25 protein-coding genes are annotated in these 23,009 nt (G+C 71.0%); 13 read left to right on the top strand and 12 right to left on the bottom strand.

All coding sequences use genetic code 11. The features are described from left to right. Positions 1-5 precede the first annotated feature (5 nt). Positions 6-752 carry a peroxide stress protein YaaA gene (gene yaaA, locus BLV96_RS33735; protein WP_086680034.1) on the bottom strand — a complete coding sequence of 249 codons (747 nt, stop codon included), beginning with the start codon at positions 750-752 and terminating at the stop codon, positions 6-8. A gap of 55 nt (positions 753-807) precedes the next feature. Here yaaA and BLV96_RS33730 point away from each other — a divergent pair, with 55 nt between their 5' ends. The 3 genes from BLV96_RS33730 to BLV96_RS33720 all read left to right on the top strand — a co-directional run bounded on the left by BLV96_RS33730 (position 808) and on the right by BLV96_RS33720 (position 2,947). Beyond that, complete coding sequence (locus BLV96_RS33730) at positions 808-1,761, top strand: GNAT family N-acetyltransferase (RefSeq protein WP_086680032.1); 954 nt, start codon at positions 808-810, stop codon at positions 1,759-1,761. 65 nt (positions 1,762-1,826) lie between these two features. Next, entirely contained in the window at positions 1,827-2,660 is an 834-nt protein-coding gene (locus tag BLV96_RS33725; protein WP_086680030.1) for a helix-turn-helix domain-containing protein, read from the top strand. 14 nt (positions 2,661-2,674) lie between these two features. Then, positions 2,675-2,947, top strand: a complete 273-nt coding sequence (locus BLV96_RS33720) for a DUF397 domain-containing protein (protein WP_086680028.1) — start codon at positions 2,675-2,677, stop codon at positions 2,945-2,947. Here BLV96_RS33720 and BLV96_RS33715 read toward each other — a convergent pair. Both BLV96_RS33715 and BLV96_RS33710 read right to left on the bottom strand, forming a co-directional pair. Then, positions 2,928-3,830, bottom strand: a complete 903-nt coding sequence (locus BLV96_RS33715; RefSeq protein ID WP_086680026.1) for a 2-hydroxyacid dehydrogenase — start codon at positions 3,828-3,830, stop codon at positions 2,928-2,930. The genes BLV96_RS33720 and BLV96_RS33715 overlap by 20 nt on opposite strands. Before the next feature lie 29 nt (positions 3,831-3,859). Continuing rightward, entirely contained in the window at positions 3,860-4,204 is a 345-nt protein-coding gene (locus tag BLV96_RS33710; protein WP_086680024.1) for a VOC family protein, read from the bottom strand. 123 nt (positions 4,205-4,327) lie between these two features. Between BLV96_RS33710 and BLV96_RS33705 the strand changes: the two genes are divergently transcribed. From BLV96_RS33705 to BLV96_RS33695, 3 genes are read left to right on the top strand one after another with little or no spacing between them, the layout of a single operon-like run. Further along, a complete protein-coding gene (locus BLV96_RS33705) occupies positions 4,328-6,076 on the top strand; it encodes a proline--tRNA ligase (protein ID WP_086680023.1) in 1,749 nt (582 codons plus the stop codon). Next, the gene (locus tag BLV96_RS33700) at positions 6,076-6,930 is read left to right on the top strand and encodes a DUF8017 domain-containing protein (RefSeq protein WP_086680020.1); all 855 of its coding nucleotides are present in this window, start codon (positions 6,076-6,078) and stop codon (positions 6,928-6,930) included. Before BLV96_RS33705 ends, BLV96_RS33700 begins: the two co-directional genes overlap by 1 nt. A gap of 28 nt (positions 6,931-6,958) precedes the next feature. Further along, positions 6,959-7,633 (top strand): hypothetical protein, encoded by a 675-nt coding sequence (locus tag BLV96_RS33695; protein WP_086680017.1) that lies wholly within the window; start codon positions 6,959-6,961, stop codon positions 7,631-7,633. On the opposite strand, the gene BLV96_RS33690 is transcribed toward BLV96_RS33695, so the two are convergent. Together BLV96_RS33690 and BLV96_RS33685 are read right to left on the bottom strand one after the other, a co-directional pair. Then, a complete protein-coding gene (locus BLV96_RS33690) occupies positions 7,611-9,704 on the bottom strand; it encodes a bifunctional lysylphosphatidylglycerol flippase/synthetase MprF (RefSeq protein ID WP_425266205.1) in 2,094 nt (697 codons plus the stop codon). The genes BLV96_RS33695 and BLV96_RS33690 overlap by 23 nt on opposite strands. Before the next feature lie 135 nt (positions 9,705-9,839). Further along, on the bottom strand, positions 9,840-10,535 hold the full coding sequence (locus BLV96_RS33685) for a haloacid dehalogenase-like hydrolase (protein WP_086680015.1): 696 nt from the start codon (positions 10,533-10,535) through the stop codon (positions 9,840-9,842). A 104-nt stretch (positions 10,536-10,639) separates the two neighbouring features. Between BLV96_RS33685 and BLV96_RS33680 the strand changes: the two genes are divergently transcribed. Then, positions 10,640-11,614, top strand: coding sequence for a YhgE/Pip domain-containing protein (locus BLV96_RS33680; RefSeq protein ID WP_086680013.1), 975 nt, complete (start codon positions 10,640-10,642; stop codon positions 11,612-11,614). Here BLV96_RS33680 and BLV96_RS33675 read toward each other — a convergent pair. The 6 genes from BLV96_RS33675 to BLV96_RS33650 form a co-directional block, all read right to left on the bottom strand. Then, positions 11,552-11,962 carry a secondary thiamine-phosphate synthase enzyme YjbQ gene (locus BLV96_RS33675; protein ID WP_086680010.1) on the bottom strand — a complete coding sequence of 137 codons (411 nt, stop codon included), beginning with the start codon at positions 11,960-11,962 and terminating at the stop codon, positions 11,552-11,554. The two genes, BLV96_RS33680 and BLV96_RS33675, sit on opposite strands and share 63 nt — an antisense overlap. 16 nt (positions 11,963-11,978) lie before the next feature. Continuing rightward, entirely contained in the window at positions 11,979-12,623 is a 645-nt protein-coding gene (locus tag BLV96_RS33670; RefSeq protein WP_086680008.1) for a response regulator, read from the bottom strand. Positions 12,624-12,632: 9 nt separating this feature from the next. After that, positions 12,633-13,919, bottom strand: coding sequence for a sensor histidine kinase (locus BLV96_RS33665; RefSeq protein WP_086680006.1), 1,287 nt, complete (start codon positions 13,917-13,919; stop codon positions 12,633-12,635). 190 nt (positions 13,920-14,109) lie between these two features. Continuing rightward, a complete protein-coding gene (locus BLV96_RS33660) occupies positions 14,110-14,310 on the bottom strand; it encodes a hypothetical protein (protein ID WP_086680004.1) in 201 nt (66 codons plus the stop codon). Between the two features lie 7 nt (positions 14,311-14,317). Beyond that, a complete protein-coding gene (locus BLV96_RS33655) occupies positions 14,318-15,424 on the bottom strand; it encodes a fatty acid desaturase family protein (protein WP_086680002.1) in 1,107 nt (368 codons plus the stop codon). A gap of 11 nt (positions 15,425-15,435) precedes the next feature. After that, entirely contained in the window at positions 15,436-16,503 is a 1,068-nt protein-coding gene (locus BLV96_RS33650; protein ID WP_086680000.1) for a ferredoxin reductase, read from the bottom strand. A 93-nt stretch (positions 16,504-16,596) separates the two neighbouring features. Here BLV96_RS33650 and BLV96_RS33645 point away from each other — a divergent pair, with 93 nt between their 5' ends. The 5 genes from BLV96_RS33645 (at position 16,597) to BLV96_RS33625 (ending at position 20,910) form a co-directional block, all read left to right on the top strand. Then, entirely contained in the window at positions 16,597-17,250 is a 654-nt protein-coding gene (locus BLV96_RS33645) for a TetR family transcriptional regulator (RefSeq protein ID WP_086679998.1), read from the top strand. A 123-nt stretch (positions 17,251-17,373) separates the two neighbouring features. Further along, positions 17,374-18,486: a Re/Si-specific NAD(P)(+) transhydrogenase subunit alpha gene (locus BLV96_RS33640; RefSeq protein ID WP_086679993.1), complete on the top strand. Its 1,113-nt coding sequence runs from the start codon at positions 17,374-17,376 to the stop codon at positions 18,484-18,486. Then, positions 18,483-18,797 carry an NAD(P) transhydrogenase subunit alpha part 2 gene (locus tag BLV96_RS33635; RefSeq protein WP_086679991.1) on the top strand — a complete coding sequence of 105 codons (315 nt, stop codon included), beginning with the start codon at positions 18,483-18,485 and terminating at the stop codon, positions 18,795-18,797. Before BLV96_RS33640 ends, BLV96_RS33635 begins: the two co-directional genes overlap by 4 nt. Further along, positions 18,794-20,182, top strand: a complete 1,389-nt coding sequence (locus BLV96_RS33630; protein ID WP_086679989.1) for an NAD(P)(+) transhydrogenase (Re/Si-specific) subunit beta — start codon at positions 18,794-18,796, stop codon at positions 20,180-20,182. Before BLV96_RS33635 ends, BLV96_RS33630 begins: the two co-directional genes overlap by 4 nt. Further along, the gene (locus BLV96_RS33625; RefSeq protein WP_086679988.1) at positions 20,179-20,910 is read left to right on the top strand and encodes a lipoate--protein ligase family protein; all 732 of its coding nucleotides are present in this window, start codon (positions 20,179-20,181) and stop codon (positions 20,908-20,910) included. The genes BLV96_RS33630 and BLV96_RS33625 overlap by 4 nt, the downstream gene beginning before the upstream one ends. A gap of 168 nt (positions 20,911-21,078) precedes the next feature. Here the strand turns inward: BLV96_RS33625 and BLV96_RS33620 are convergent, their stop codons facing one another. Then, positions 21,079-21,471: an Lsr2 dimerization domain-containing protein gene (locus BLV96_RS33620; protein WP_244180673.1), complete on the bottom strand. Its 393-nt coding sequence runs from the start codon at positions 21,469-21,471 to the stop codon at positions 21,079-21,081. A gap of 140 nt (positions 21,472-21,611) precedes the next feature. Between BLV96_RS33620 and BLV96_RS33615 the strand changes: the two genes are divergently transcribed. After that, a complete protein-coding gene (locus BLV96_RS33615) occupies positions 21,612-23,006 on the top strand; it encodes a dihydrolipoyl dehydrogenase family protein (RefSeq protein ID WP_167379823.1) in 1,395 nt (464 codons plus the stop codon). The last annotated feature ends 3 nt before the right edge of the window (positions 23,007-23,009 follow it).

The raw sequence follows: 23,009 nt of genomic DNA, 5'->3' as shown, positions 1-23,009 counted from the left end.
CGCGGTCAGCCTTCGGTGACCAGCTCCAGGGCGTGGTCGCCGGTGCGCTCGACCGTCATGCCGGCCTTCGCGATCACCTTGACCAGCTGGTCCACTGTGGACGGTTCCGCGCGCGTCTCCGCCAGCGCCCGCGCCAGGCGGCCCTTGTAGGCCTTGTTGAAGTGGCTGACGGTCACGCGCTCGCCGCGGGCGTTCTCCGTCACCACGCGGACCGTCACCGCGTCCGGGCGCAGCTTCGCGAACGCCGAGTACGTGCCCGACCGGAGGTCCACCACCAGGCCCTCGACCTGCTGCAACACGGGCTCGAGGATCGGCTTCCAGTGCCCGCGGATCGTCCCGACCGACGGCAGCGAGTTCCCGCCCGAAAGCCGGTACGCCGGGATCGGGTCGGTCGCCGACACCACGCCGAACAGCGACGACGTCACCGCCAGCCGCCGGTGCGCCTTCTCCAGGCCCGCCTTCGTGAAGCTCTTGACGTCGAGCGCGTCGTACAGGACGCCGGTGTAGCGGCGCAGCGCGGGCATCGTCGCCGACGTCCACACCTGCGCGTTGCGCGCCACCTCGCCGGCCTGGCGCTCGGTGAGGCCGAGGGCCGCGATGCTCGCCGGGACGTCGCCGGCCAGCTCGGCGAGCGCGTCGGCGAGCTTCGCGCGCGCCGGGTTCAGCTCGGGGAACGACAGCGCGGCGAGGTCGAGCGGACCGCCGCGGCCGCCGTCGGCCTTGGTCTCGGAAGGGGGGAGGAGCACCAGCACCCGACGAGCGTAAATCGGGGTGCGCGGCCGCCGCCGTCCGGCCTAGCCTCCGGGCATGGACCTGACCTGGCGCCCGCTGACCCTCGACGACGTCCCCGCGCTCACCCGCCTGTACGCCGCCGCCGAGGAGATCGACCGGACGGGGGACCACTTCAGCGACGACGACCTCCGCGACGAGCTGGTCGCGCCCAACGTCGACCTGCCCCGCGCCACCCTCGGCGCCTGGGCCGGCGAGGAGCTGGTCGGCTACGGCCTGATCCGCCGCCGCGACGCCGCGGACCCGGTGCACATGATCCGCCTGCAGTCGGTCGTGCATCCCGAGTACCGGACCGACGCCGTCGGCACTCGCCTGGTCGAGTGGTTGACGCGCACCAGCTGTGAAGTCCACGAGCGCGCCTTCCCGGGCGCACCGATGGAGCTGCACCACGGCCAGCACCAGAACGAGCGCTGGATCGCCGGTGTCCTGGCCGGCGCGGGGTTCACGCACCAGCGGACGATGGTCAACATGCGCGTCGGCCTCGCCGACCTGCCGCCGCAGCCGCCGCTCCCGGACGGCATCACGGCGGTGCCGTTCGGCTTCGAGCACGACCTCGCGGCGCTCGACGCCCGCAACGACGCCTTCGCCGGCCACTGGGGCAGCACGGTCTACGGGCCCGACGCCTGGCACCACCTCGTCACCGGCTCCAAGGACTTCCGCCCGGATCTGTCGTTCCTCGTCCTCGACGACGACAAGGTCCTGGCGTTCGTGCTGAGCCACTTCTACGAGTCCGAAGCCGCGGCGACGGGCGTCCGCGAGCACTACGCCACCTGGGTGGGAACGCGCGAGGTGCTGCGCGGCCGCGGCGTGGCGTCCGGGCTGCTGGGGCACACGCTCCTGGCGGCGAAGGCGGCGGGATTCGACCGGTCGGCCCTGAACGTCGACGTCGACAACGCGCACCGCGCCCTGGGCGTTTACGAACGGTGCGGATATCGCGTCGACGACGAATGGCACGTGTACGTCCTGTCCTGAACTGTCCTGGTAATGGGACGCCCCACCGCCGATCGGGGAATGGACGGTGTTCGTACCATCGCCCTATGAAGCCGACTTCTGCTTCCCCGGGTGCGAGAGCATTGGCCGCGTCGCTGCGCGAATTGCGGATGACGCGGGGTAAAGGTTTGCGCGAACTGGCCCGGATGGTGCGGATTCTCCCGCAGTTGCTGTCGGCGTGGGAAAAGGGGCAGCGGGTGGCGTCCCCGGAGGACGTGGCCCGGTTGCTGGGCGCCCTCCAGGTCGACGACGCGACCTATGACCGCATGATGCGCCTGGCCAGGCGCGCCAAGGACGACAACTGGCTCGATTCCAACCCGTCGGACTTGCCGCCCGCGCTGAGCGGCATCGTCGAGTACGAGCGCACCGCCACCCACATCACGATGTGGTCGCTGGCGATCGTTCCGGGGCTGCTGCAATCCGCGGATTACGCGCGGGCAGTTCTCAACGGCGGGCAACTCAGCCTGGCGCAGGCCGATATCCACCTCGTTACCCGGCTCGCCCGCCAACGGATTCTGACAAAGCCCGATCCGGTCAAGCTCACCGCGATCGTCGGCGAAGCCGCGATCCGCGACGAGATCGGCGGTGAAGATGTGATGTCCGACCAGATGGATCATCTGCTGGGCATAGCGGACTTCACCAACGTGACGTTGCGCGTGCTGCCCGCGAAAATTGGTTACCACCCCGGCCTCTACGGACCGTTCGTGCTTTACGAGTTCGGCGACTTGCCGACCATCGTGCACCTCGAGCACTCCGAAGCGACCGCGTTCCTCCACGAGGTCGATGTTGTCGGCAAGTATCGCAAGCAGGCTAAGCTCTTGGAGGGCAAGGCAATGACCGAGGATGCCACCCGAGCACTGCTTCGGGAGGTCGCGCGATAGCCGGGAGGCCGAACATGCGGGATTGGCGCAAGTCGAGCTACAGCGGTACCCAATCCGAGTGTGTGGAGGTTGCCTTCGACTGGCGCACGGCGAGCTATAGCGCGACCGAAGGCAATTGTGTCGAGGTCGGCTGGCGCAAAGCGAGCTACAGCGGGGCCCAATCCGAGTGTGTCGAGGTGAAGGTGGACCGTTCTGTTGGCATCCGGGACACGAAGGCCCGCGAGCAGGGGCAACTGACCGTCACCCCGGCTGCGTGGACCGCCGTCCTCACCGCTCTACGAGGTTGAGCAGCTCCTCACCCGCCACATACCTGCGCACCTGCTCCGCCGCCAGCTTCTTCGCGCGCGGGTAAAACGACGCCGATCCGCCGGCGATGTGCGGCGTGATGACCACTCCAGGCATCGTCCACAGTGGATGGTCGCTCGGCAACGGCTCCGGATCGACGACGTCCAGGCCCGCGCGCAGCCGTCCGGACCGGGTCTCGGCCAGGAGGGCGTCCGTGTCCACCGCCGTGCCGCGGCCGACGTTCACCACCAGGGCGTCGTCGGGTAGGGCCGCGAGGGTCTTCGCGTCGAACAGGCCGCGCGTCGATGGGGTGTCCGGGAGGATCAGCACCACGATGTCGGCGTCCGGCAGCAGGCGGGGTAGCTCGTCGACGCCGTGCACCTGCGACTCCGGGCGCGCTCGGCTTGCCACCCGCGTCACCGCGGCCTCCGCCGCCACCAGCTGACGCTCGATCGCCTGCCCGATCGAGCCGTACCCGACCAGGAGCACCCGGCTGTCGGCGAGCGAGCGCGTGTGCTCGCGCGTCCACTCTCCGCGCGTCTGCTGCGCGAACCACCGCGGCAGGTCCCGCTGCGCCGCGTGGATCAGCGCGAGCGCGTGCTCCGCCACGCTCAGGTCATGCAAGCCCCTCCCGTTCGCCAGCCGGACGCCGTCGGGCAGCAACGGCACGAGCGCCTCGACCCCGGCCGACAGCGATTGCACCACGCGCAACGCCGGCAGCTCCCGGATCAGCTTCGGCGGCTCGGCCCCGCGGTCGTAGGGCAGCACGTAGAACTCGACGCCGTCCAGGCCGTCCGGCGGCGGCGCGACACCGTCGTAGTAGGCGGCCTCTACCCCCTCCGGCACGTCGATGTCGGTCCACGGCAGCAGTACGCGAGCGCTCATGCCGCCTTTCTACCCGCCGGCCAGGCGGACTACCCGGAGACGCAGAACTCGTTGCCCTCGGGATCGGTCAGCACCGTCCACGCCAGCCCCGGCACCGAATGCTCCGCCACCTCCTTCGCACCCAGCCCGACCAGCCGTTTCACCTCCGCCGCGCGATCATCGCCGCCGAAGTCGACGTGCACTCTGTTCTTGCCCGCGCGGGGCTCCGGGACCCGTTGCAGCCCGAGCGGCAGCCCGCCCTCGGGGGGCGCGAGCACCAGGAACTCGCCGCCGTAGTCCTGGGCGACCGTCGTGCCCAGCGCCGCCGTCCAGAACTCCGCCAGACCGCGCGGGTCCGCGCAGTCGATCGTGATCATGCCCATGTGGATCGCCATGCCCTCGAAGCTAGCGGGCACCACCGACAAAAACGGGCCGCCGATAACCCGTTGGAGTCACGGCGGGGGGAGTGACTACCCTGAGCGGGACTTTCACGCCCGCCCGGAGCAGGGAGCCCCGCAGTGATCACCAGGACTTCGTCGTTGTTCCTTCGCACCTTGCGCGAGGATCCGGCGGACGCCGAGGTACCGAGCCACCGGCTCCTGGTACGCGCCGGCTACGTCCGCCGGGTCGCCCCGGGCGGGTACTCGTGGCTACCGCTGGGCCTGCGCGTGCTGCGGCGCATCGAGAACGTCGTGCGCGACGAGATGAACGCCATCGGCGCGCAGGAGATCCAGTTCCCCGCGCTGCTGCCGAAGGAGCCCTACGAGGCCAGCGGCCGCTGGACGGAGTACGGCGACAGCCTGTTCCGCCTCAAGGATCGCAAGGGCGCCGACTACCTCCTCGGCCCGACGCACGAAGAGCTCTTCACCCTCACGGTCAAGGGCGAGTTCAACTCCTACCGCGACTACCCCGTCACGCTGTACCAGATCCAGACCAAGTACCGCGACGAAGCGCGTCCCCGCGCCGGCATCCTGCGCGGCCGCGAGTTCGTCATGAAGGACTCCTACTCCTTCGACCTCGACGACGAAGGCCTGGAGCGCTCCTACCAGGCCCACCGCGCCGCCTACACGAAGCTGTTCGACCGGCTCGGCCTCGAGTACGTCGTGGTGAAGGCGACGTCGGGCGCGATGGGCGGGTCGGCGTCCGAGGAGTTCCTCGCGGTCGCCGAAACGGGCGAAGACACCTACGTCCGCAGCACGGACTCGGGCTACGCGGCGAACGTCGAAGCCGTCGTCACGCCCGCGCCGCCCGCGCAGTCCGTCGAGGGCCGCCCCGAGGCGCAGGTGCACCACACGCCGAACACGCCGACCATCGAGTCGCTGGTCAACTTCCTGAACGACGCGAACCTCGGCCGCACGTTCACCGCGGCCGACACGCTGAAGAACGTCATGCTCAAGACGCGTCAGCCGGGCGCGAAGGAGTGGGACCTGATCTGCGTCGCGGTCCCGGGTGACCGCGAAGTGGACATGAAGCGCCTCGAAGCGTCGCTGGAGCCCGCCGAGGTCGCGCTGCTCGAAGAGGCCGACTTCGCGAAGAACCCGTTCCTGGTCAAGGGCTACATCGGCCCGAAGGCGCTGCAGGACAACGGCGTGCGCTACCTCGCCGACCCGCGGATCGTCCCCGGCACCGCCTGGGTCACCGGGGCGGACAAGGTCGACCACCACGTCGTCGACCTCCTCGCCGGCCGCGACTTCACCCCGGACGGCACGATCGAGGCCGCCGAGGTCCGCGAGGGCGACGCGTCGCCGGACGGCCAGGGCACCCTGGTCGCCGCGCGCGGCATCGAGATCGGCCACATCTTCCAGCTCGGCCGCAAGTACGCGGACGCGTTCGAGCTCGACGCGCTCGGCCCGGACTCCAAGCCGATCCGGATCACGATGGGCTCGTACGGCGTCGGCGTCTCGCGGCTGGTGGGCGTGCTCGCCGAGCAGAACCACGACGACCTCGGCCTGATCTGGCCGCGCGAGGTGTCGCCGTTCGACGTGCACGTCGTCGTCGCGGGCAAGGACGACGCGGTGCGGGCCGGCGCCGAGAAGATCGCCGCCGAGCTGGACGCGGCGGGCATCGAGGTCATCCTCGACGACCGCAAGGCCACCCCCGGCGTCAAGTTCGCCGACGCCGAACTGGTGGGCGTCCCGACGATCCTGGTGGTCGGGCGCGGCCTGGCCAACGGCGTGGTCGAGGTCAAGGACCGGCGATCGGGCGAGCGCGAGGAGATCGCGGTCGACGCCGTCGTCGAGCACCTGGTCAAACTCGTCCGTTCCTGATGGCGCGGCGCCCGGACGACCCGACGCCGGGGTACGAGGACAACGCGGCGCTCCGCGGGTTCGGCGGTTACGAACCAGCGGACGCGCCCCGTGCGCGGCCTCAGCGGATTCGTCCCGCCTCGAAGCCGCTGAAGTGGCGCCGGGCGCCGTGGTTCGGGCTGGTGTTCATCGCGCTGGTCGCGGGCGTGCTGAACGCGCTGGGCGTCGGCAAGCCGCGTCCGGCGTCGTCATCACCGCCACCGGCGCCTCTTGTGGTGACGCCTTCGCCGCGAGTATCGGTACCGGCGCTGATCAGCGGCTGGCAGCCGGTGGCGGCTCGCGACGGCTCGTACGCGTACGACGTACCGCCGGCGTGGACACCCAAGCCGGGCACGCTGCACGGCTGGGACGAGCCGTCGATCCGGCTGATCACGAGCGCGTTCCTGGGTGAGAACTTCTGCGGCAAGGACGACCTGGGTGGCGCCGGCGTCACGACCTCATCGGAGCCGGACCCGGAGGCGGCGGCGCGCAAGGCAGTGACGGACCTGGCGACGGGTGCGTACGGCGGGACGTCCCAGGCGGGCCCGGGCACGGACGCCGAGGTGACCAAGGCCGACGGTACAAAGGCCCCGGCCCGGGTGGTGGTCGCCGAAGTGGCGCCGGCGGCAACGGGCGAGTGCGCGGCGAAGCACGCCTTGGTCGTGGCCATGGGGTTCGGTGGCTCGGGCGGGTCCGGCGTGGTGGTGGCGTACGCGGACAGCGACCGTTCCGGACCTTCGATCCGCGAGGACCTCGTGAAGATCGTGGAGAGCTACCGGTTCGTCCCGGCGGCCGACCGCGGGACGACCATCCCGCCGCCGACCACCTACCGCTGACCGCCGAACTTCGGCAGGCTGTCTCCCCATGACCGGTGATGCCGACAGACGGCTGGCCAGGATCCGGGCCGGGGCGTTCGGGGTGCTGGCCGCCAGCGGATTTCTGCTCCTCTTCGGTCCGCTTCTGGCCAAAGCCTGGATCTGGCTCGTCGAGCCGCGGAACCCGGACTGGTGGGCCGCCGGTGGGCAGTGGGTCGGGGGCGTCGGGACGATCGGGGCCGTCGTCGTCGCGCTGTGGATCGCCATCCGGGACAACCGGCAGCTGCGGGCGGACCGGGTGAAGCGGGACCAGCGGGAACGGCAGGAGCAGGCCGCGAAAGTCACCGCGTGGATCGAGACCACCGAAAACGGTGTCGACATGATCGTCTCCAACGCGAACGCCGAAGCCGTCAACCACGTCGTCGTTTCGTTCGACCTCGTGCGGCACCTGCCCATGACCGGGTCCACCCTGCACCGCGGGCCGGTCATCGAAGACGACGAATACCTCTACGCCATCCTCCCGCCCGGGAAGTGGCGGATGCCGGTCCGCGAAGGGTGGCAGCGCCCCGATATGACGCCCGGGGTGATGCTCGCCTTCACCGATTCGCGGAACGGCCACTGGCTCCGGCTGACCGACGGCCGGCTGATCGAGAAGGACCAGAACGTCGTCAGCCGCCGGAAGATCCGGTTCCCGCAGCGGATCAGCGTGCCCGAGAGCTACTGACCAGCTTGGCCAGCTCTCGCAGCCGGACGTCCGGCAGGTACGCCCGGCCCAGCGCCAGCCCGATGCGCGGCAGGTCGGCCTCGTCCCGGTACGCCAGGTACAGCGGCACGCGCCGGGGCTGGAACTTCGCCTTGAACGCGTGCAACGACCGGAACCCGTAGTACGGCTCCATGACCCGGCCCAGCGACTCCAGCGCCCGGTCCAGCGGGCACGCCGGGGACGCGCTGCGCGCCAAGGGCGCTCCCGACAGCGAGACGAACCGGGCCCCTTCCTCGCGGAACGCCACGCACGCCGACGCGATCAGGAACTCCATCACCGGCCGGAACCCGTGGGCGCTGCGGCGCATGACGTCCAGTGTCCAGCCGCCGACCTCGCCCGCGCCCGTGTACACCGGCATCCAGGACGTCACGCCGTGGACCGTGCCCTCCGCGTCCACCGCCAGGCCGACGCGCGTCGCCGGGTCCATCGCCTCGTCGAGGCCGCCGAGGGTGAACCCCATCTCCGGCATGCCCTTGTCCGACATCCACTCCTCCGACAGCGCGCGGACCTGGGCGAGGATCGGCTCGGGCTGGTCGGCCAAGCGGACCAGCCGGAACTCGATGTCCTGCTTGGCGGCCTTGTTCAGCGCCGACCGGACGTCCTGCCACGCCTTGCCGCGGAACTCCAGGTTCTCCAGGTCGAGCACGTTGTCCTCGGCGACCTGGACGTGCTGCCAGCCCAGCTCGCGCGTCGCCGCGACCGTCTCCTCCGTCGCCGAGAACACGCACGGCACCAGCCCGGTGTTCTCGCACATCAACGCGAATTCGGTGACGGTGGCGGCCGCCGTGCCGTCCGGGGCGATCGGGTCGCCGAGCGCGACGGCGACACCCGCGTGCTTGCGGTAGGCGAGGTACGAACGCCCGTCTTCGCGGACGAAGTACGTGTTGCGCGGCCAGGTCGTCATCCACGACAGCGTGCTGCCGCCGTGCCGGTCGAGCAGCGTGCGGGCCAGCGCCGGCCCGGGACCTTGGGCGTGGCGACGCAGCCGTCGCTTCGAGGGGACGCGGAACGCGTGCTGCGCGGCGATCAGGACGCCGAGCTCGACCGTCCACAAGAGATTGTCCACGAAGAACAGCGGCAGGCCCGTGGTGTCGTAGTCCGAGCCGAAGACCTGGGCCAGCCCGTAGACCGTGGCCGCGGCGAGCCCTTGCAGCGTCACGAAAACCGACAGCGCCACCGCCCAGCGCCACGCGACGCGGCCGCCCTTGCGGAGGCCGTTGATCATCGGCAGCACGACCAGCACGAGCACCGCCAGCTCCGGCGCCGACAGCGAAACCCCTTCGTCGGAGCCGAACGGCCCGTCGCCGGGCACCAGGAACATGACGACTTCGGCGATGGTGAGCAGCAGCAGACCGGCGACCGTCAGCAGGCGCCACTCCCGCGGGTTCGGCCCCGCCGACGGCGCCCGCCGCGAGCCGACGAGCCGGTTGCCGAGCGGGATCGCCAGCAGCAGCGCGAAGAAGTGGACGAGGTCGGCCAGCGTGCCGACGTAGACGATCGCGACCCCGGCGTACACACAGAGCCCGGCCCGCAGCCGCAGCGCCCACGGCGGCCGCAGCGTCGCGCTGGCGACCGCGACCGCGGCGAGCGCGCCGCCGGAGAACCCGACGTCGAGGCTGCTCGCCATGCGCTCGGCCCACAGCCAGCCGGAATTGCGGCACAGCGCCAAGAACTGCGTCGCGACGAGCACCGAGACGAACTGGCCGCCGATGGTCACGGCCATCGCGCGCCGCGTTCCCAGCTGCCACTCGGCGAAGCCGGCGAAGAGCGCGAAGCTGCCGACCATCGGGAGGTAGAACCAGGGGACGACGGCGAAGAACGGCCCGGCGAGCATCGTCCACCAGCGGCCCGCCTCCATCGATGGCAGCCCGTAGGCGACGAACGGGTAAGCCGTGCGGTTCTGGGCCGCGTTCCACAACGTCCCGGTCGCGACGGCCAGCACGAGCATCGCCAGCACGACGGTGCTCGTGAACGGCAAACGTTGCCTGAGCACCGCGAAAATGCCGCGGATGCGTCCCCCTCCGGCGGTCATGGCCGCCGACGCTGCTTCAGTCATGCAGGACAGCATGGCGACTACCCGCCGTCGCCACATCAGGCAAACGAAGGAGATCGACCCCTAAGGGGTCGTCCCTTCGAATGAGGGTTGACCCCCTCTGAAGGACGACTCTCAGCCGAAAACGGCGGTCCGCACCGCGTCGGTGTCGGCCAGGTCCGGCAGCACGGTGTGGGCGCCCGCCGCCCGAAGTTCCGCGACGGTGTAATGCCCGGTCGCCACCGCGATCGAGACCGCGCCGTGGTGCAAGGCGGCTTCGACGTCGTTAGGGGTGTCGCCGATGACGACCACCGCGCCGGCGGCGAATTCCGTGCCGTGCTTGGCCGCGGCGAGCGCCACCGCGTGCGGCACGAGGTCCGGGCGGTGCGCCGAGAGCGTGCCGTAGCCGCCGATGTCGAGGTCGAGGTGTTCGTGCAGGCCGAACGCGACGAGCTTGTGCCGCGAGATCTCCGGCAGGTTGCCCGTCACGAGCGACTGGACGACGCCGTCGTGCCCGGCGAACGCCTTCAGCGCTTCGGCGGCACCCGGCAGCGCGCGGCCGGAGGTCGGCAGGTGCTCGACGGAGCGTTCGGACTCCGCGATCAGCGCCAGCCAGAGCGCCTGGAGCAGCTCCTCGGTCGGTTCGATGCCGTGCGCGATGAGCAGGTCGGTGCTGATCGCGCGTTCGGTGCGGCCGCCGAAGTCGGGGTAGGAGACCAGGTCGGTCCCGGTCGTCGCGGCGAGCGCCGCCGCGTACCAGGCGGAGCCGAGGCCGGTGAAGTCCACCAGCGTGTGGTCGATGTCCCAGAGCACCAGCCGTGTCTTCGTCACGCTGCCGAGGCTACCGGTGGTGCTATTCAACACGCGTTGACTTTCTCGGGTCGTGGTCGTACCTTGGCTACGAATTCAACAAGCGACGAATAACTGGAGCCGGCATGACTCGTCTCGTATCCCTCGCGGCCCTGGCCGGCGCGCTGGTGGCCGTGGTGCTGGGGTTCCTCACCTTCGGTGCGCAGGCCACCGCCGCGCCCGACGGCGTTCCGGTCGCGGTCGCCGGCCCGCCGGAGCTCGCGCAGCGCATCGCGGCCCACGGCGGCGGCCAGCTCGCCTGGACCGTCACCACCCCGGCCGAAGCCCGGCGGCTGCTGGCGGACAAGAAGGTCTACGGCGTGCTCGAGCTGGGCTCGCCCGCGACCGTCGTGACGTCGGGGGCGGTCAACCCGGCGGGTACGCAGGTCGCGCAGCAGGCGCTGACCGCCGGGGCGGCCGCGCTGGGCGGCCCGCCCAAGCAGGAAGTGCTGCACCCGGCGAGCGCCGCCGGGCGGACCGCGCCGCTGGCCGCGTCCGCGCTCGCGTGGATCGGCGCGCTGGTCGCGGGGCTCGCGCTGACGCAGCTGGCCAAGCGCACCGGCCGCACGATCGGCGCCGGCGCGCGGTTCCTGCAGGTCGTCGGCGCCGGCGTGCTGGTGACGGCGGTCGTCGCGGGGTTCTTCGCGCTTTGGGACTCGGCGCTGCCGCTCGACGCCGGTGTCCTCGGGTTCGTCTTCCTCGCCGCGACGGCGTTCGCGGCCCTGCAAGCGGGTCTGCTGCGGCTGCTGGGCCTGCGCGCGATGGCCGTGCTCGGCCCGCTGTACCTGGTCGCGCCCGCGGTCGCCGGGCAGGTGCCCGAGCTGCTGAACCCGGCCTACCGGACGCTGCTGTGGTCGTGGACGCCGTTCCGCTTCTCCGCCGAAGGCCTGCGCAGCCTGCTGCAGGGCGTGCCGGACGCACCCGACGTCACGACCGGGCTGTGGGTGCTCGGCGCTCTGCTCGTCGCGGGCCTGCTGGTGGTGCTGTGGCCCGGCCGCTCAGCCCGCCAGGAGGCTGAACCGCACCTTCCGGACCGGGTTGTCGAGGTTGGTGTCCACTAGGCAGATCGACTGCCAGGTGCCCAGCGCGAGGACACCGCCGAGCACCGGGATCGTCGCGTAGGGCGGCACCAGCGCGGGCAGCACGTGGTCACGGCCGTGACCGGGGCTGCCGTGCCGGTGCCGCCAGCGGCCGTCGCGGGGGAGCAGCTCGTCGAGCGCGGTCAGCAGGTCTTCGTCGCTGCCCGCGCCGGTCTCGAGGATCGCCAGGCCGGCGGTGGCGTGCGGGACCCAGACGTGCAGCAGGCCGTCCGCCGCGTCGGCGTCGCGCAGGAACTCCTCGGCCTCGTGGGTGAGGTCGTGGACGACGGCTTCGGCGCCGGTGCGGACTTCGATCTCGGTGGAGTACATGGGTTCCAGCCTAGGCTCAGGTTTCCAGGTAGCGCAGCACCGCGAGAACCCGGCGATTGTCCCCTTCGGACGGTGGCAGGGCGAGCTTGCCGAAGATCGACGTCACGTACTTTTCGACGGATCCGGCCGAGAGGAACAGTTTCGCGGCGATCGCGGAGTTCGACCGGCCCTCCGCCATCAGGCCCAGGACCTCGCGCTCCCGCGGGGTCAGGCCGCTGAGCGCGTCGGTCCGGCGCGTCGCCGAGAAGAGCTGGCTGACGACTTCGGGGTCGAGGACCGTCTCGCCGTCGGCCACCCGGCGCAGCGCGTCGAGGAAGTCCGAAACCTCGGCGACGCGGTCCTTGAGCAGGTAACCGACACCGCCCGCGCGGTCGGCCAGCAGCTGGGCCGCGTACTTCGTCTCGACGTACTGTGAGAACAGCAGGATCGCGTTTCCGGGTGACTCGCGGCGCAGCGCGATCGCGGCCCGCAGGCCCTCGTCGGTGTGCGTCGGCGGCATCCGGATGTCCACAATGGACACGTCCGGGGCGTTCTCGTCGACGGCGGCCCGCAGCGCTTCGGCGTCCTTCACCGCGGCGACGACCTCGTGGCCGCGGAAGGTCAGCAGCTCGACGAGACCCTGGCGCAGGATGGTGGAGTCCTCCGCGATGACGATCCGCATGCCGCGACCCTAGCGGGGCAGCGGCACCCGCGCGGTCACTTCGGTCGGACCACCCAAAGGGCTCGCGACGAGCAGTTCGCCGTCGACCGTCCGCAGCCGTTCGGCGACCCCGGCCAGCCCACCGCCCGGGACGAGCCGTGCACCGCCCGGTCCGTGGTCGCGCACCCTCAGCCAGAGGACGTCCCGCTCTTCGGCCACTTCGACGTAGGTGGTCCCGCCGTGTTTCGCGGCGTTCGTGAGGAGTTCCGCGGCACTGAAGTAGACGATGGTTTCGAGCGACGGCGGCGGCCGGCGCGGGAGGTCGACGGTGACCCGCGCGTCCATGCCGGACGTCGCGACGAGCGTGGCGAGGGCGACGTCGAGCCCGGCGTCGAGGGCGGCGGGGTGGATGCCGCGGGCGAGGTCGCGCAGCTCGGTGAGCGCCTGCTTGGCGTTGGCGTGGGCCGCGGTGACCAGCTGCTTGACCTGGGGGAGGTCGGCGTCCGCGAGTTCGTCCTTGGCCAGCCCGAGCTTCATCGCGAGGGCGACGAGCTGGGCCTGGGCGCCGTCGTGGAGGTCACGCTCGATGCGCCGCAGCCGCAGCGCGGAGTCTTCGACGGCGGTGGCGCGGCTGGCTTCCAGGTCGCGGACGCGTTCGGAGAGCACGCGCGTGCCTAGCAGGCCGACGACGAGCAGCCGGTCGAGCGCGGCGAAGGCGTGCGTGACCCAGGGGAGGGCGACGAGCACGAGGAGGCCGGACGCGGACCAGGCGAGCGCGCCGGGCCAGTGGTCGGCGCGGATGCCGAAGGCCGGCAGCTCCCGTTCGCCCAGCGGGAACAAGAAGGCGAAGCTCGTGGCGGCGAGGCCGTAGACGGTCGCGCTCGTGATGGTGAACAGCCCGGCGAAGGTGAGGGGAAGGCGCAGGAGGAGGTAGCCGGCGGCGCGCCAGCCGGCGGGATCGCCGACGCGGGCCTTGACCCAGGCCCAGAGGCCGGGCTTCAGCTCGGGCCGCCGCGGGGCGGGCACGCTGACGCCGAGCAGGGCTTTCGCGAGCCGGCGGTGGGCGGTGCCGAGCCCACGGGCGTAGAAGATGGCCCCCGCGAGGACGAGGAAGCCGAGGAGGACGGGGGTCAGCCAGAGGCCGAGGGCGAGGACCACCAGGAAGCTGACCAGGGAGAAGACGGTGAGCGGGCCGGCGAGCCACAGCCAGACGTACTCGGCCCAGAAGTCCCGCGCGGCGAGGGGGCCGAAGACGCGGCGGAGGGGGTGGGGACTGGTCACCGGTCCAGTCTGGCTCCGGGGCGGCGGGCTGCCCATCCGGTTTTCCCCCGGTCCCGGCTCCGGGAAGTGCCCGGCGCGGTCGCGGGGGCGCCCCCGTTTTCCACGCTACCGGTGAGCACCGACAGTTTCGGGTCCCGAGGCCGCGGCGCCCGCGATGAACGACTCTTTCATGTCGCCGGACGACATGAAAGAGTCGTTCATGACTTCCGGAACCGGCCCCGAAAAGTCACGGCGTGTCCGGGTCGTCCTCCCGGGCCTTCTGTGCCGCTTCCCGCATCTCGATCACGTCCGTGAGCCAGTCGCCGGTCTCCCTGGCGATGTCGCGGATCGCGCCCGTGATGATCGAGGCGATGTTGCCGACGTGCGTCGCCGCTGATTCGGTGATCACCTGCAGGGTGTCCTTCTCCCGCTCGAACTGGCCCACCATGTCACCCTCACGCTGCTCGGAGCTGCCGGTCGGGTTCCACGGTAGTCGGCGGCTGCGCGGTGGGCAGGGCCAGCTTCACGATCTTCTTCGCCACCGACCACAGCTGCTTGTGCAGCGGCCCCGTGTTGTACGGCAGCCCGTACTTCTCGCAGATCGCGCGCACCTCGCCGGCGATCTGCGGGTAGCGGCGCGCCGGGATGTCCGGGAACAGGTGGTGCTCGATCTGGTGGGACAGGTTGCCGCTCATGATGTGGAACAGCGGGCTGCCCGTGATGTTCGCCGAGCCGAGGATCTGGCGCAGGTACCACTGACCCCTCGACTCGGAGGCGGTCTCCTCTTCCGTGAAGCTTTCGACGTCCGCCGGGAAGTGGCCGCAGAAGATGATCGCGAACGCCCACAGGTTGCGGGTCAGGTTCGCCGTCGCGTTGCCGAGGAACGTCAACGGCGCCAGCGGACCCGTCAGCAGCGGGAACAGGACGTAGTCCTTGCCCACCTGCCGCGAAGCCTTCCGCACGATCTTCTTCAGGACCGGCACGTTGTCGGCCCAGGTCCGCGAGCCCTTGACGACGTTCTCGACCTCGAGGTCGTGCAGCATCACGCCCCACTGGAAGAACAGCGCCAGCAGCGTCGCGTACACCGGGTTGCCCAGGTAGTACGGGTGCCACTTCTGGGCGGTGTCCATCCGCAGGATGCCGTAGCCGACGTCGCGGTCCTTGTCGACGATGTTCGTGTACGTGTGGTGGATGTAGTTGTGCGAGTGCCGCCAGTTCTCGGCCGGCGCCACCGTGTCCCACTCGAAGCGCTGCGAGCTCAGCGCCGGGTCGCGCGTCCAGTCGTACTGGCCGTGCATGACGTTGTGGCCGATCTCCATGTTGTCCAGGATCTTGGCCACCGACAGCGCGCCGACGCCGGCGAGCCACGCCGGCGGGAAGAACCCGGCGAACAGCAGCGCGCGCCCGGCCACCTCCAGCCCGCGCTGGGTCTTGATGACGTTGTGGATGTAGTCGACGTCCTCCTGGCCCAGGTCGTCGACGATCCGCCGGCGCAGCGCGTCGAGCTCGCGGCCGAACTCTTCGACCTGTGCCGGGGTCAGGCGGTCCTGCAGACCGGTCATGGCGATCTCCTCTAGGCGTCGATCTCGACGTCCCCGACGGGGACGGAGATGCAGAGCTGGATTTCTTCGTCTTCGTCGCCGGACACCTCGCCGGTGCGGGCGTTGCGGACGCGCCCGGCGGTCTTGAGCTGCGTGCAGGAGAAGCAGATGCCCATCCGGCAGCCGTGCTCCGGGGACAGGCCCGCCTCCTCGGCCTGCTCCAGCAACGGCTTCCCCGAGTTCGCGCACTCGCGCCCGCTGCGCTTGAAGCGCACCTGGCCTTCCGCGGCGGCCGTGTCGAAGGTCAACGCGGGCGGCGTGAACTCTTCGGTGTGCACGCGTTCACCCAGCTCGTCGCGGACCGCGTCCATCAGCGGCTTCGGGCCGCAGACGAACGCCTCCGCGTCGCGGTACCACGGCGCGACGCGCGCGAGGTGCTCCGGCGCGAAGAAGCCGTTGAGGTCGCCGCCCTTCGAGTGCGTGTAGGCGTGCACGACCCGCAGGCCGGGGTGCCGCGCGGCGAGCTCGGCCAGTTCGGTGCGGTACAGCGCGTCGGCCGGCCCGTTCGAGTACTGCACGAACACGATCTCGCCGGTGTGGCCTTCGTCGACCAGGGTGCGGGCCATGGCGAGCACTGGCGTGATGCCGCTGCCGCCCGCGATCAGCAGCACGCGGTCCGGCCGGGCGGCGGGCAGCGTGAACCCACCGTCCGGAGTGGACAGGTTGACCACCGAGCCGGCGCCGAGCGCGCGGTTGAGGTGGCCGGAGACCAGGCCCTGCTCCTTGACCGTGAACTCCAGTTCGCCGTCGTACTGCGAACCGCACGGCGAATAGCAGCGCGTGCGCCGGACGCCGTCGATCTCCACCTGCAGGCGGACGTACTGCCCGGCGGTGAAGCCGGGCCACGCGCGGCTGGGCTTGACGGTGAGGGTGACGGTGTCCGGCGTCTGCTTCCGCACCGCCGTGACCAGCCCGCGGATCTCGCGGCGGACCAGCATCGGGTCGACGAGCTCCAGGTAGCGGTCCATCCCGTGCGGCGTCAGCAGCGCCTCGGCCAGCGAGGCGAGGCTGCGCACCCGCCGGGGGATGAGCGCCGTCATCGGAGACCTCCTCGATTACAGTGAACGACTGTGCACTCAACAGTGCACTGCAGGAGTGGACTGCCTGTCAACGAAGAGCGTGGAGGATGTGACGTGAGCAACGCGGTGGACATCCGTACGCTGGACCTCGTGTCGGAGGAACCGGTCAGCCGTCAGGAGCGCAAGCAGCGCACGCGCCAGGCGTTGCTGGACACCGCCCTCGACCTGCTGGCCGACCGCCCGTTCGCCACGCTCTCCCTGCGCGAGGTCGCGAAGGGTGCCGGCATCGTCCCGACGGCCTTCTACCGGCACTTCGCCACGATGGAGGAGCTCGGCGTCGCGCTCGTCGAAGAAGCGACGCGCACGCTGCGCGGCATGATGCGCTCGGCGCGCACCGACCCGGACACCTACCAGGGGATGATCAGCGCCTCGGTCGCGACGGTGCACCAATTCGTCCGCGCGCACGAGGACCATTTCCGGTTCCTGACCCGCGAGCGCTACGGCGGCGGCCCGCTCGCCCGCTCCATCGCCGTGGAACTGCGGATGTTCTCCGGCGACCTCGCGATCGACCTCGCGCGGTTCGCGCCGCTGCGCGCGTGGAGCACCGAAGACCTGCACATGCTGGCCGACTTGATCGTTTCCGCGATGATCACGACGACCGTCGAACTGCTGGAAGCCCGCCCAGGTGAGGACGCGAAAATCACCGGAACGGCGGAAAAACGGCTGCGGTTGATCCTGCTCGGGATCCCGCACTGGAAATCCGCCTGAACGAATTCCGCACGACACCCGTATTTCCCGGCACAACCCCCGGACTTGCGACCCAGGTCACTGGGGACTGTCGGTCCGGCGTGGTACAACCCTCGGATCGTGCCTCGCCGATGAGGAGGTCGTGTGGCGGACAGCGAACAGCATCAGCAGCTCACCGTGGGTGTGGTGGCCGAGTCACGCCCCGGGGAGCGCCGGGTGGCCATGGTGCCCAAACTGGTCGGGAGACTCGCGCAGCGCGGGCTGCGCGTCCTGGTCGAACCGGGTGCCGGGTCCGGTGCGCACCTGAGTGACGACGCGTACACCCGAGCGGGCGCCGAACTCGGCGACGCCTGGGGTGCGTCGGTCGTCGTGAAGGTCAACCCACCGAGCCCGGACGAGGTCGCCAAGCTGAGCCGGGGATCCGTGCTCATCGGCTTCCTCGACCCGCGCGGCAACCCGGAGGGGCTCGGGAAACTCGAAGAAGCGGGCTTGCGCGCGTTCGCCATGGAGGCGGTCCCGCGGATCTCCCGGGCGCAGGCGATGGACGCGCTGTCGTCGCAGGCCAGCATCGGCGGCTACCGCGCCGTGCTGCTCGCGGCGCAGAAGCTCCCGCGCTTCTTCCCGATGCTCACCACCGCGGCGGGCACCGTCCCGCCGGCCAAGGTGCTGGTGCTCGGCGCCGGCGTCGCCGGCCTGCAGGCGCTCGCCACGGCGAAACGGCTCGGCGCGCAGACCACCGGCTACGACGTGCGGCCCGAGGTCGCCGAGCAGGTCAAGTCGCTCGGGGCGCAGTTCCTGGACCTCGGCATCGAGGCGGTCGGCGAAGGCGGGTACGCCCGCGAGCTGACGCCGGAAGAGCGCGAGGAGCAGCAGCGGCGGCTCACCGAGGCGATCACGAAGTTCGACGTCGTGATCACCACCGCGCTGGTGCCGGGCCGCAAGGCGCCGACGCTGGTCACCGCGGACGCCGTCAAGGGCATGCCCGCCGGGTCGGTCGTGGTCGACCTGGCCGGCGAGACCGGCGGCAACTGCGAGCTGACCAAGCCGGGCGAGGACGTCGTGGAGCACGACGTCACCATTTCGTCCCCGCTCAACCTGCCCGCCGAAATGCCTTCGCACGCGAGCGAGCTGTACGCGCGCAACGTCACCGAGCTGCTGGAGCTGCTCGTGACGAAGGAAGGCGCGCTGGAGCTGAACTTCGAAGACGAGATCGTCGCCGGTGCCTGCGTGGCCGGGCGCGAAGGGAGTGCCGCGTGAGCCCACTCGTGCAGAACCTCGCGGTGCTCGTGCTCGCCGGGTTCGTCGGCTTCGCCGTCATCTCGAAGGTGCCCAACACCCTGCACACCCCGCTGATGTCCGGCACCAACGCCATCCACGGCATCGTGCTGCTCGGCGGGCTGGTCGTGCTCGGCCTCGGCGTCGACGGCGTCTTCAACAAGATCCTGCTGGTGATCGCGATCGCCTTCGGCACGATCAACGTCGTCGGCGGGTTCCTGGTCACCGACCGGATGCTGTCGATGTTCAAGGGCAAGAAGCCCGCTCCCGCCGATGAGGAGGAGCAGAAGTGACCGACTTCGTCGCGATCCTCTACATCATCGCGTTCGCCCTCTTCATCTACGGCCTGATGGGCCTGACCGGCCCGCGCACCGCGGTCCGCGGCAACTGGATCGCCGCGGTCGGCATGGGCGTCGCGGTGATCGCCACCCTGCTCACCCCGGGCATGGGCAACTGGCTGCTCATCGTCCTCGGCGTCGCGATCGGCGCGGTGGTCGGCGTCCCGTCGGCGCGCAAGGTCAAGATGACCGCGATGCCGCAGATGGTGGCCCTGTTCAACGGCGTCGGCGGCGGCGCGGTCGCGCTCATTGCGTGGGTCGAGTTCAACTCCACCGACGGCTACGCACACGAACCGGCGTACATCGCGATCGCGTCGCTGTTCGCCGCGATCATCGGCTCGATCTCCTTCTGGGGCTCGAACGTGGCGTTCGGCAAGCTCCAGGAGCTGATCAGCGGCCGCCCGATCACCATGGGCAAGCTGCAGCAGCCGGTCAACGCGCTGCTCCTGCTGGTCGCGCTCGCGTGCGCGGTGGTCATCATCGCCGGTGGCAGCAACGAGCTGCTGATCATCGGGCTGCTCGTCGCGGCGGGTGTCCTCGGCCTCACCGTCGTGCTGCCGATCGGCGGCGCGGACATGCCGGTGGTCATCTCGCTGCTCAACGCGTTCACCGGCCTGTCGGCGGCGGCGATGGGCCTGGCGCTGGACAACACGGCGCTGATCGTGGCCGGCATGATCGTCGGCGCGTCCGGTTCGATCCTGACGAACCTGATGGCCAAGGCGATGAACCGGTCCATCCCGGCGATCGTCGCGGGCGGTTTCGGCGGCGGTCCGGCGGTCGCGGCCGGCGGCGGGACGAAGGAAGCGCGCCCGGTGCGGTCGACCAGCGCGGCCGACACCGCGATCCAGATGGCGTACGCCAGCAAGGTCGTGGTGGTGCCCGGGTACGGCATGGCCGTGGCGCAGGCGCAGCACACCGTCCGCGAGATGGCGAAGCTGCTGGAGAAGAAGGGCATCACGGTCGCGTACGCGATCCACCCGGTCGCCGGCCGGATGCCCGGGCACATGAACGTGCTGCTCGCCGAGGCCGACGTGCCGTACGAGCAGCTCAAGGAGATGGACGAGATCAACTCCGAGTTCGCCCAGACCGACGTCGCGCTGGTGATCGGCGCGAACGACGTCACGAACCCGGCGGCGCAGACCGACCCGAGCTCGCCGATCTACGGGATGCCGATCCTCAAGGTCAACGAAAGCCGGTCCGTGATCGTCTTGAAACGCGGGATGGCCTCGGGCTTCGCGGGCATCGACAACGACCTGTTCTACGATCCGAAGACCAGCATGCTCTTCGGGGACGCCAAGTCGTCGGTGGGCGAGATCGTGGAGGAACTCAAGGCGTTATGACGACCGGGTCGGATGTGCGTGCCGCGTTCACCGACCCCGTCGAGAACCTCGCGTTCGACGAAGCGCTCATCCGGGTTGCGCCCGAGTCACCGGTGGTGTGGCTCTGGCGCAACCCGGTTTGCGTAGTGGTGGGGCGCGGCCAGCGGATCGCGCGCGAAGTGCGGGTCGCGGAGTGCGAGCGCGACGGCGTCCCGGTGCTGCGGCGGGCCAGCGGCGGCGGCACGGTGTTCCACGACCCGGGCAACCTGAACGTCACGCTCGTCCTGCCGGGCCCGACCGACCGGCCGCTGGAGACGCTCGGCAAGGTGATGAGCGCCGCCGTCGACCAGCTGGGGCTGGTGCCGCGGATCGGTGACCGCGGCCTGTTCGTCGAGGACGCGAAGCTGTGCGGCTTCGCCGTGTTCCGGACCAAGGGCGGGCTGCTGGCCCACTCGACGCTGCTGGTCGAGACGTCGGCGGCGCTGGTCGGCCGCTACCTGACGAGCGCGCCGCCGGACCCGCGGCCGCTCGACTCCCACCGCAGCCCGGTGGCGTCGCTGGCCGAGCACGGGCTGCGGCCCGGGTTCCCGGCGGTCGAGGCGGCGGTGCGGGCGGCGGCGTCCCAGATCCTCGGGACGCTGGTGCCGCGCCCGCCGTCGGCGGCCGAGCTGGCCCGGCAGCGCGCGCTGCTGCACACCCGCTACCGGTATCCGTCGTGGCACGCGGACGGCGCCCAGCGCGCGGCCTGACCCCAGCGCCCCAATGTGGCCTTGGTTGCTCCACCGATGCCCCCACCACCACCCTCAACGGAGGCGCTTCGCGCCGCAGTGCTGATTCAACGCACCCAATGTGGCCTTCGGTGCGTCAGACGCACCGAAGGCCACATTGGGGCGCTCGGGGGTTTGTCTACTGTGGACTCACTCGGGGGCCGAGAACGTCACGCCGGGCACCTTTCGCGCCGTCGCCCGGGTGGTCTTCTTCGGCTCCGCCGCCTTGCGCGTGCGGGTCGTCTTCGCCGGCTCGGCCTTCGCCCTGGTGGTCTTCTTCGGCTCGGCCTTGGCGGTCACCTTCTTCGGCGCCGCTTTCGCCCGGGGCCGCTTCGCGCCCGGGACGATCCGCGGCCGGCGCTTGCGGCCACCAGTGCGGCGCCCGGCGTCGGCGTAGCGCTGCAGCAGCTCGCGCAGCGCGTCCGCGTTGGCGAAGGAGAGGTCGATGTCGTAGTCGATGCCGTCCAGCCCGAACCCGACGGTCTCCGCCGCCGGCTCGCCGGTCAGATCATCCAGCACCCGCACAGCCGTGTTCCTGGCCACGACAAACCTCCCGTGCTCCGAACGTGTGTGTTCGCGCGCGCACCGGGGCCGACGACACCCGGGCCGCCGACTTCTTGCAGCTTCCTCACGAGGATAACCGCTGGCTTGCGCGAACCCGCGTGGTGGTGTGCGCTGAGGCCATGTCCGGACAGACTTTTGACGTAGTGGTGATCGGCGCGGGCCCGGTGGGGGAGGTGGCCGCCGAACGGGCGGCACGAGGAGGCCTGAAGGTCGCGCTCGTCGAGCACGAGCTCTTCGGCGGCGAGTGCTCCTACTGGGCCTGCATCCCGAGCAAGGCGTTGCTGCGGCCGGGAAACCTCCTGGCCGCGGCCAAGCGCATCCCCGGCGTGCCGGTCGGCGGCAAGCTCGACCCCGCGGCGGTGTTCGCGCGCCGTGACTGGTTTACCGGCAAGGGCGACGACGCGGGGCAGGTCGAGTGGGCGCGCGGCGCCGGCATCGAGCCGATCCGCGGCCACGGCGTGCTCACCGGTGAGCGGGAGGTCACCCTCGACGGCGACCGCGTGCTGACCGCGCGGCACGCGGTGATCGTGTGCACCGGCAGCGTGCCGAGCAGGCCGTCGATCCCGGGGCTCGACACGATCCGGCCGTGGGGTTCGCGGGAGGCGACGTCGGCGGAGTCGGTGCCGCGGCGCCTCGGCGTGCTCGGCGGCGGCGTGGTCGGCGTCGAGATGGCGCAGGCGTTCGCCACGCTCGGCTCGGAGGTCCACCTGGTGATCACCGGCGAGCGGCCGTTGCCGAAGAACGCCGCGTTCGCCGGGGACCTGGTGCTGCACGGGCTGCGCGAGGCCGGCGTGTACGTGCACACGGAGTCGGGCATCGAGCGCGTCGCGGCGGGCGAGGGCGGCACCGAGCTGACGTTGAAGGACGGCGAGACGGTCGTCGTCGACGAGCTCCTGCTGGCGACGGGCCGCCGTCCCGCGACGGCCGGGTTGGGCCTGGACGCCTTCGGCGTCGAGGAGGGCCGCGCGCTGGAGGTCGACGACACCGGGCGGGCGTCCGCTGTGGACGGTGGCTGGCTGTTCGCGGCGGGCGACGTCACCGGCCGCGCCCCGCTGACCCACCAGGGCAAGTACGGCGCCCGCGCGGCGGGCGACACGGTGGCGGCGCTGGCCGCGGGCACGTTCTCGTCGGCGGAACCGTGGAGCAGGTTCACCGCGACGGCCGACCACCACGCGGTGCCGCAGGTCGTGTTCACGGACCCGGAGGTCGCGGCGGTCGGGCTGGCGGACGCGCGGCCGGGGTCGGCCGACCGGGTCGTCGACATCGACATCGCGGTGGCGGGCTCGTCGCTGCACGCGGACGGCTACACGGGCAAGGCGCGGATCGTCGTCGACACCGAGCGGAACGTGCTGCTGGGTGTGACGTTCGTGGGTCAGGACGTCTCGGAGCTGCTGCACTCGGCGACGATCGCGATCGTCGGGGAGGTCCCGCTGGAGCGGTTGTGGCACGCGGTGCCGTCGTTCCCGACGATCAGCGAGGTGTGGCTGCGGCTGCTGGAGGCGTACGGGCTCTGAGGG

This window comes from Amycolatopsis pretoriensis (genome assembly GCF_900107925.1).
In the GTDB taxonomy this organism is placed as follows: domain Bacteria; phylum Actinomycetota; class Actinomycetes; order Mycobacteriales; family Pseudonocardiaceae; genus Amycolatopsis; species Amycolatopsis pretoriensis.
The sequence above is the reverse complement of the archived record's forward strand: the minus strand, read 5'-3'. Positions and strand labels throughout refer to the sequence as shown.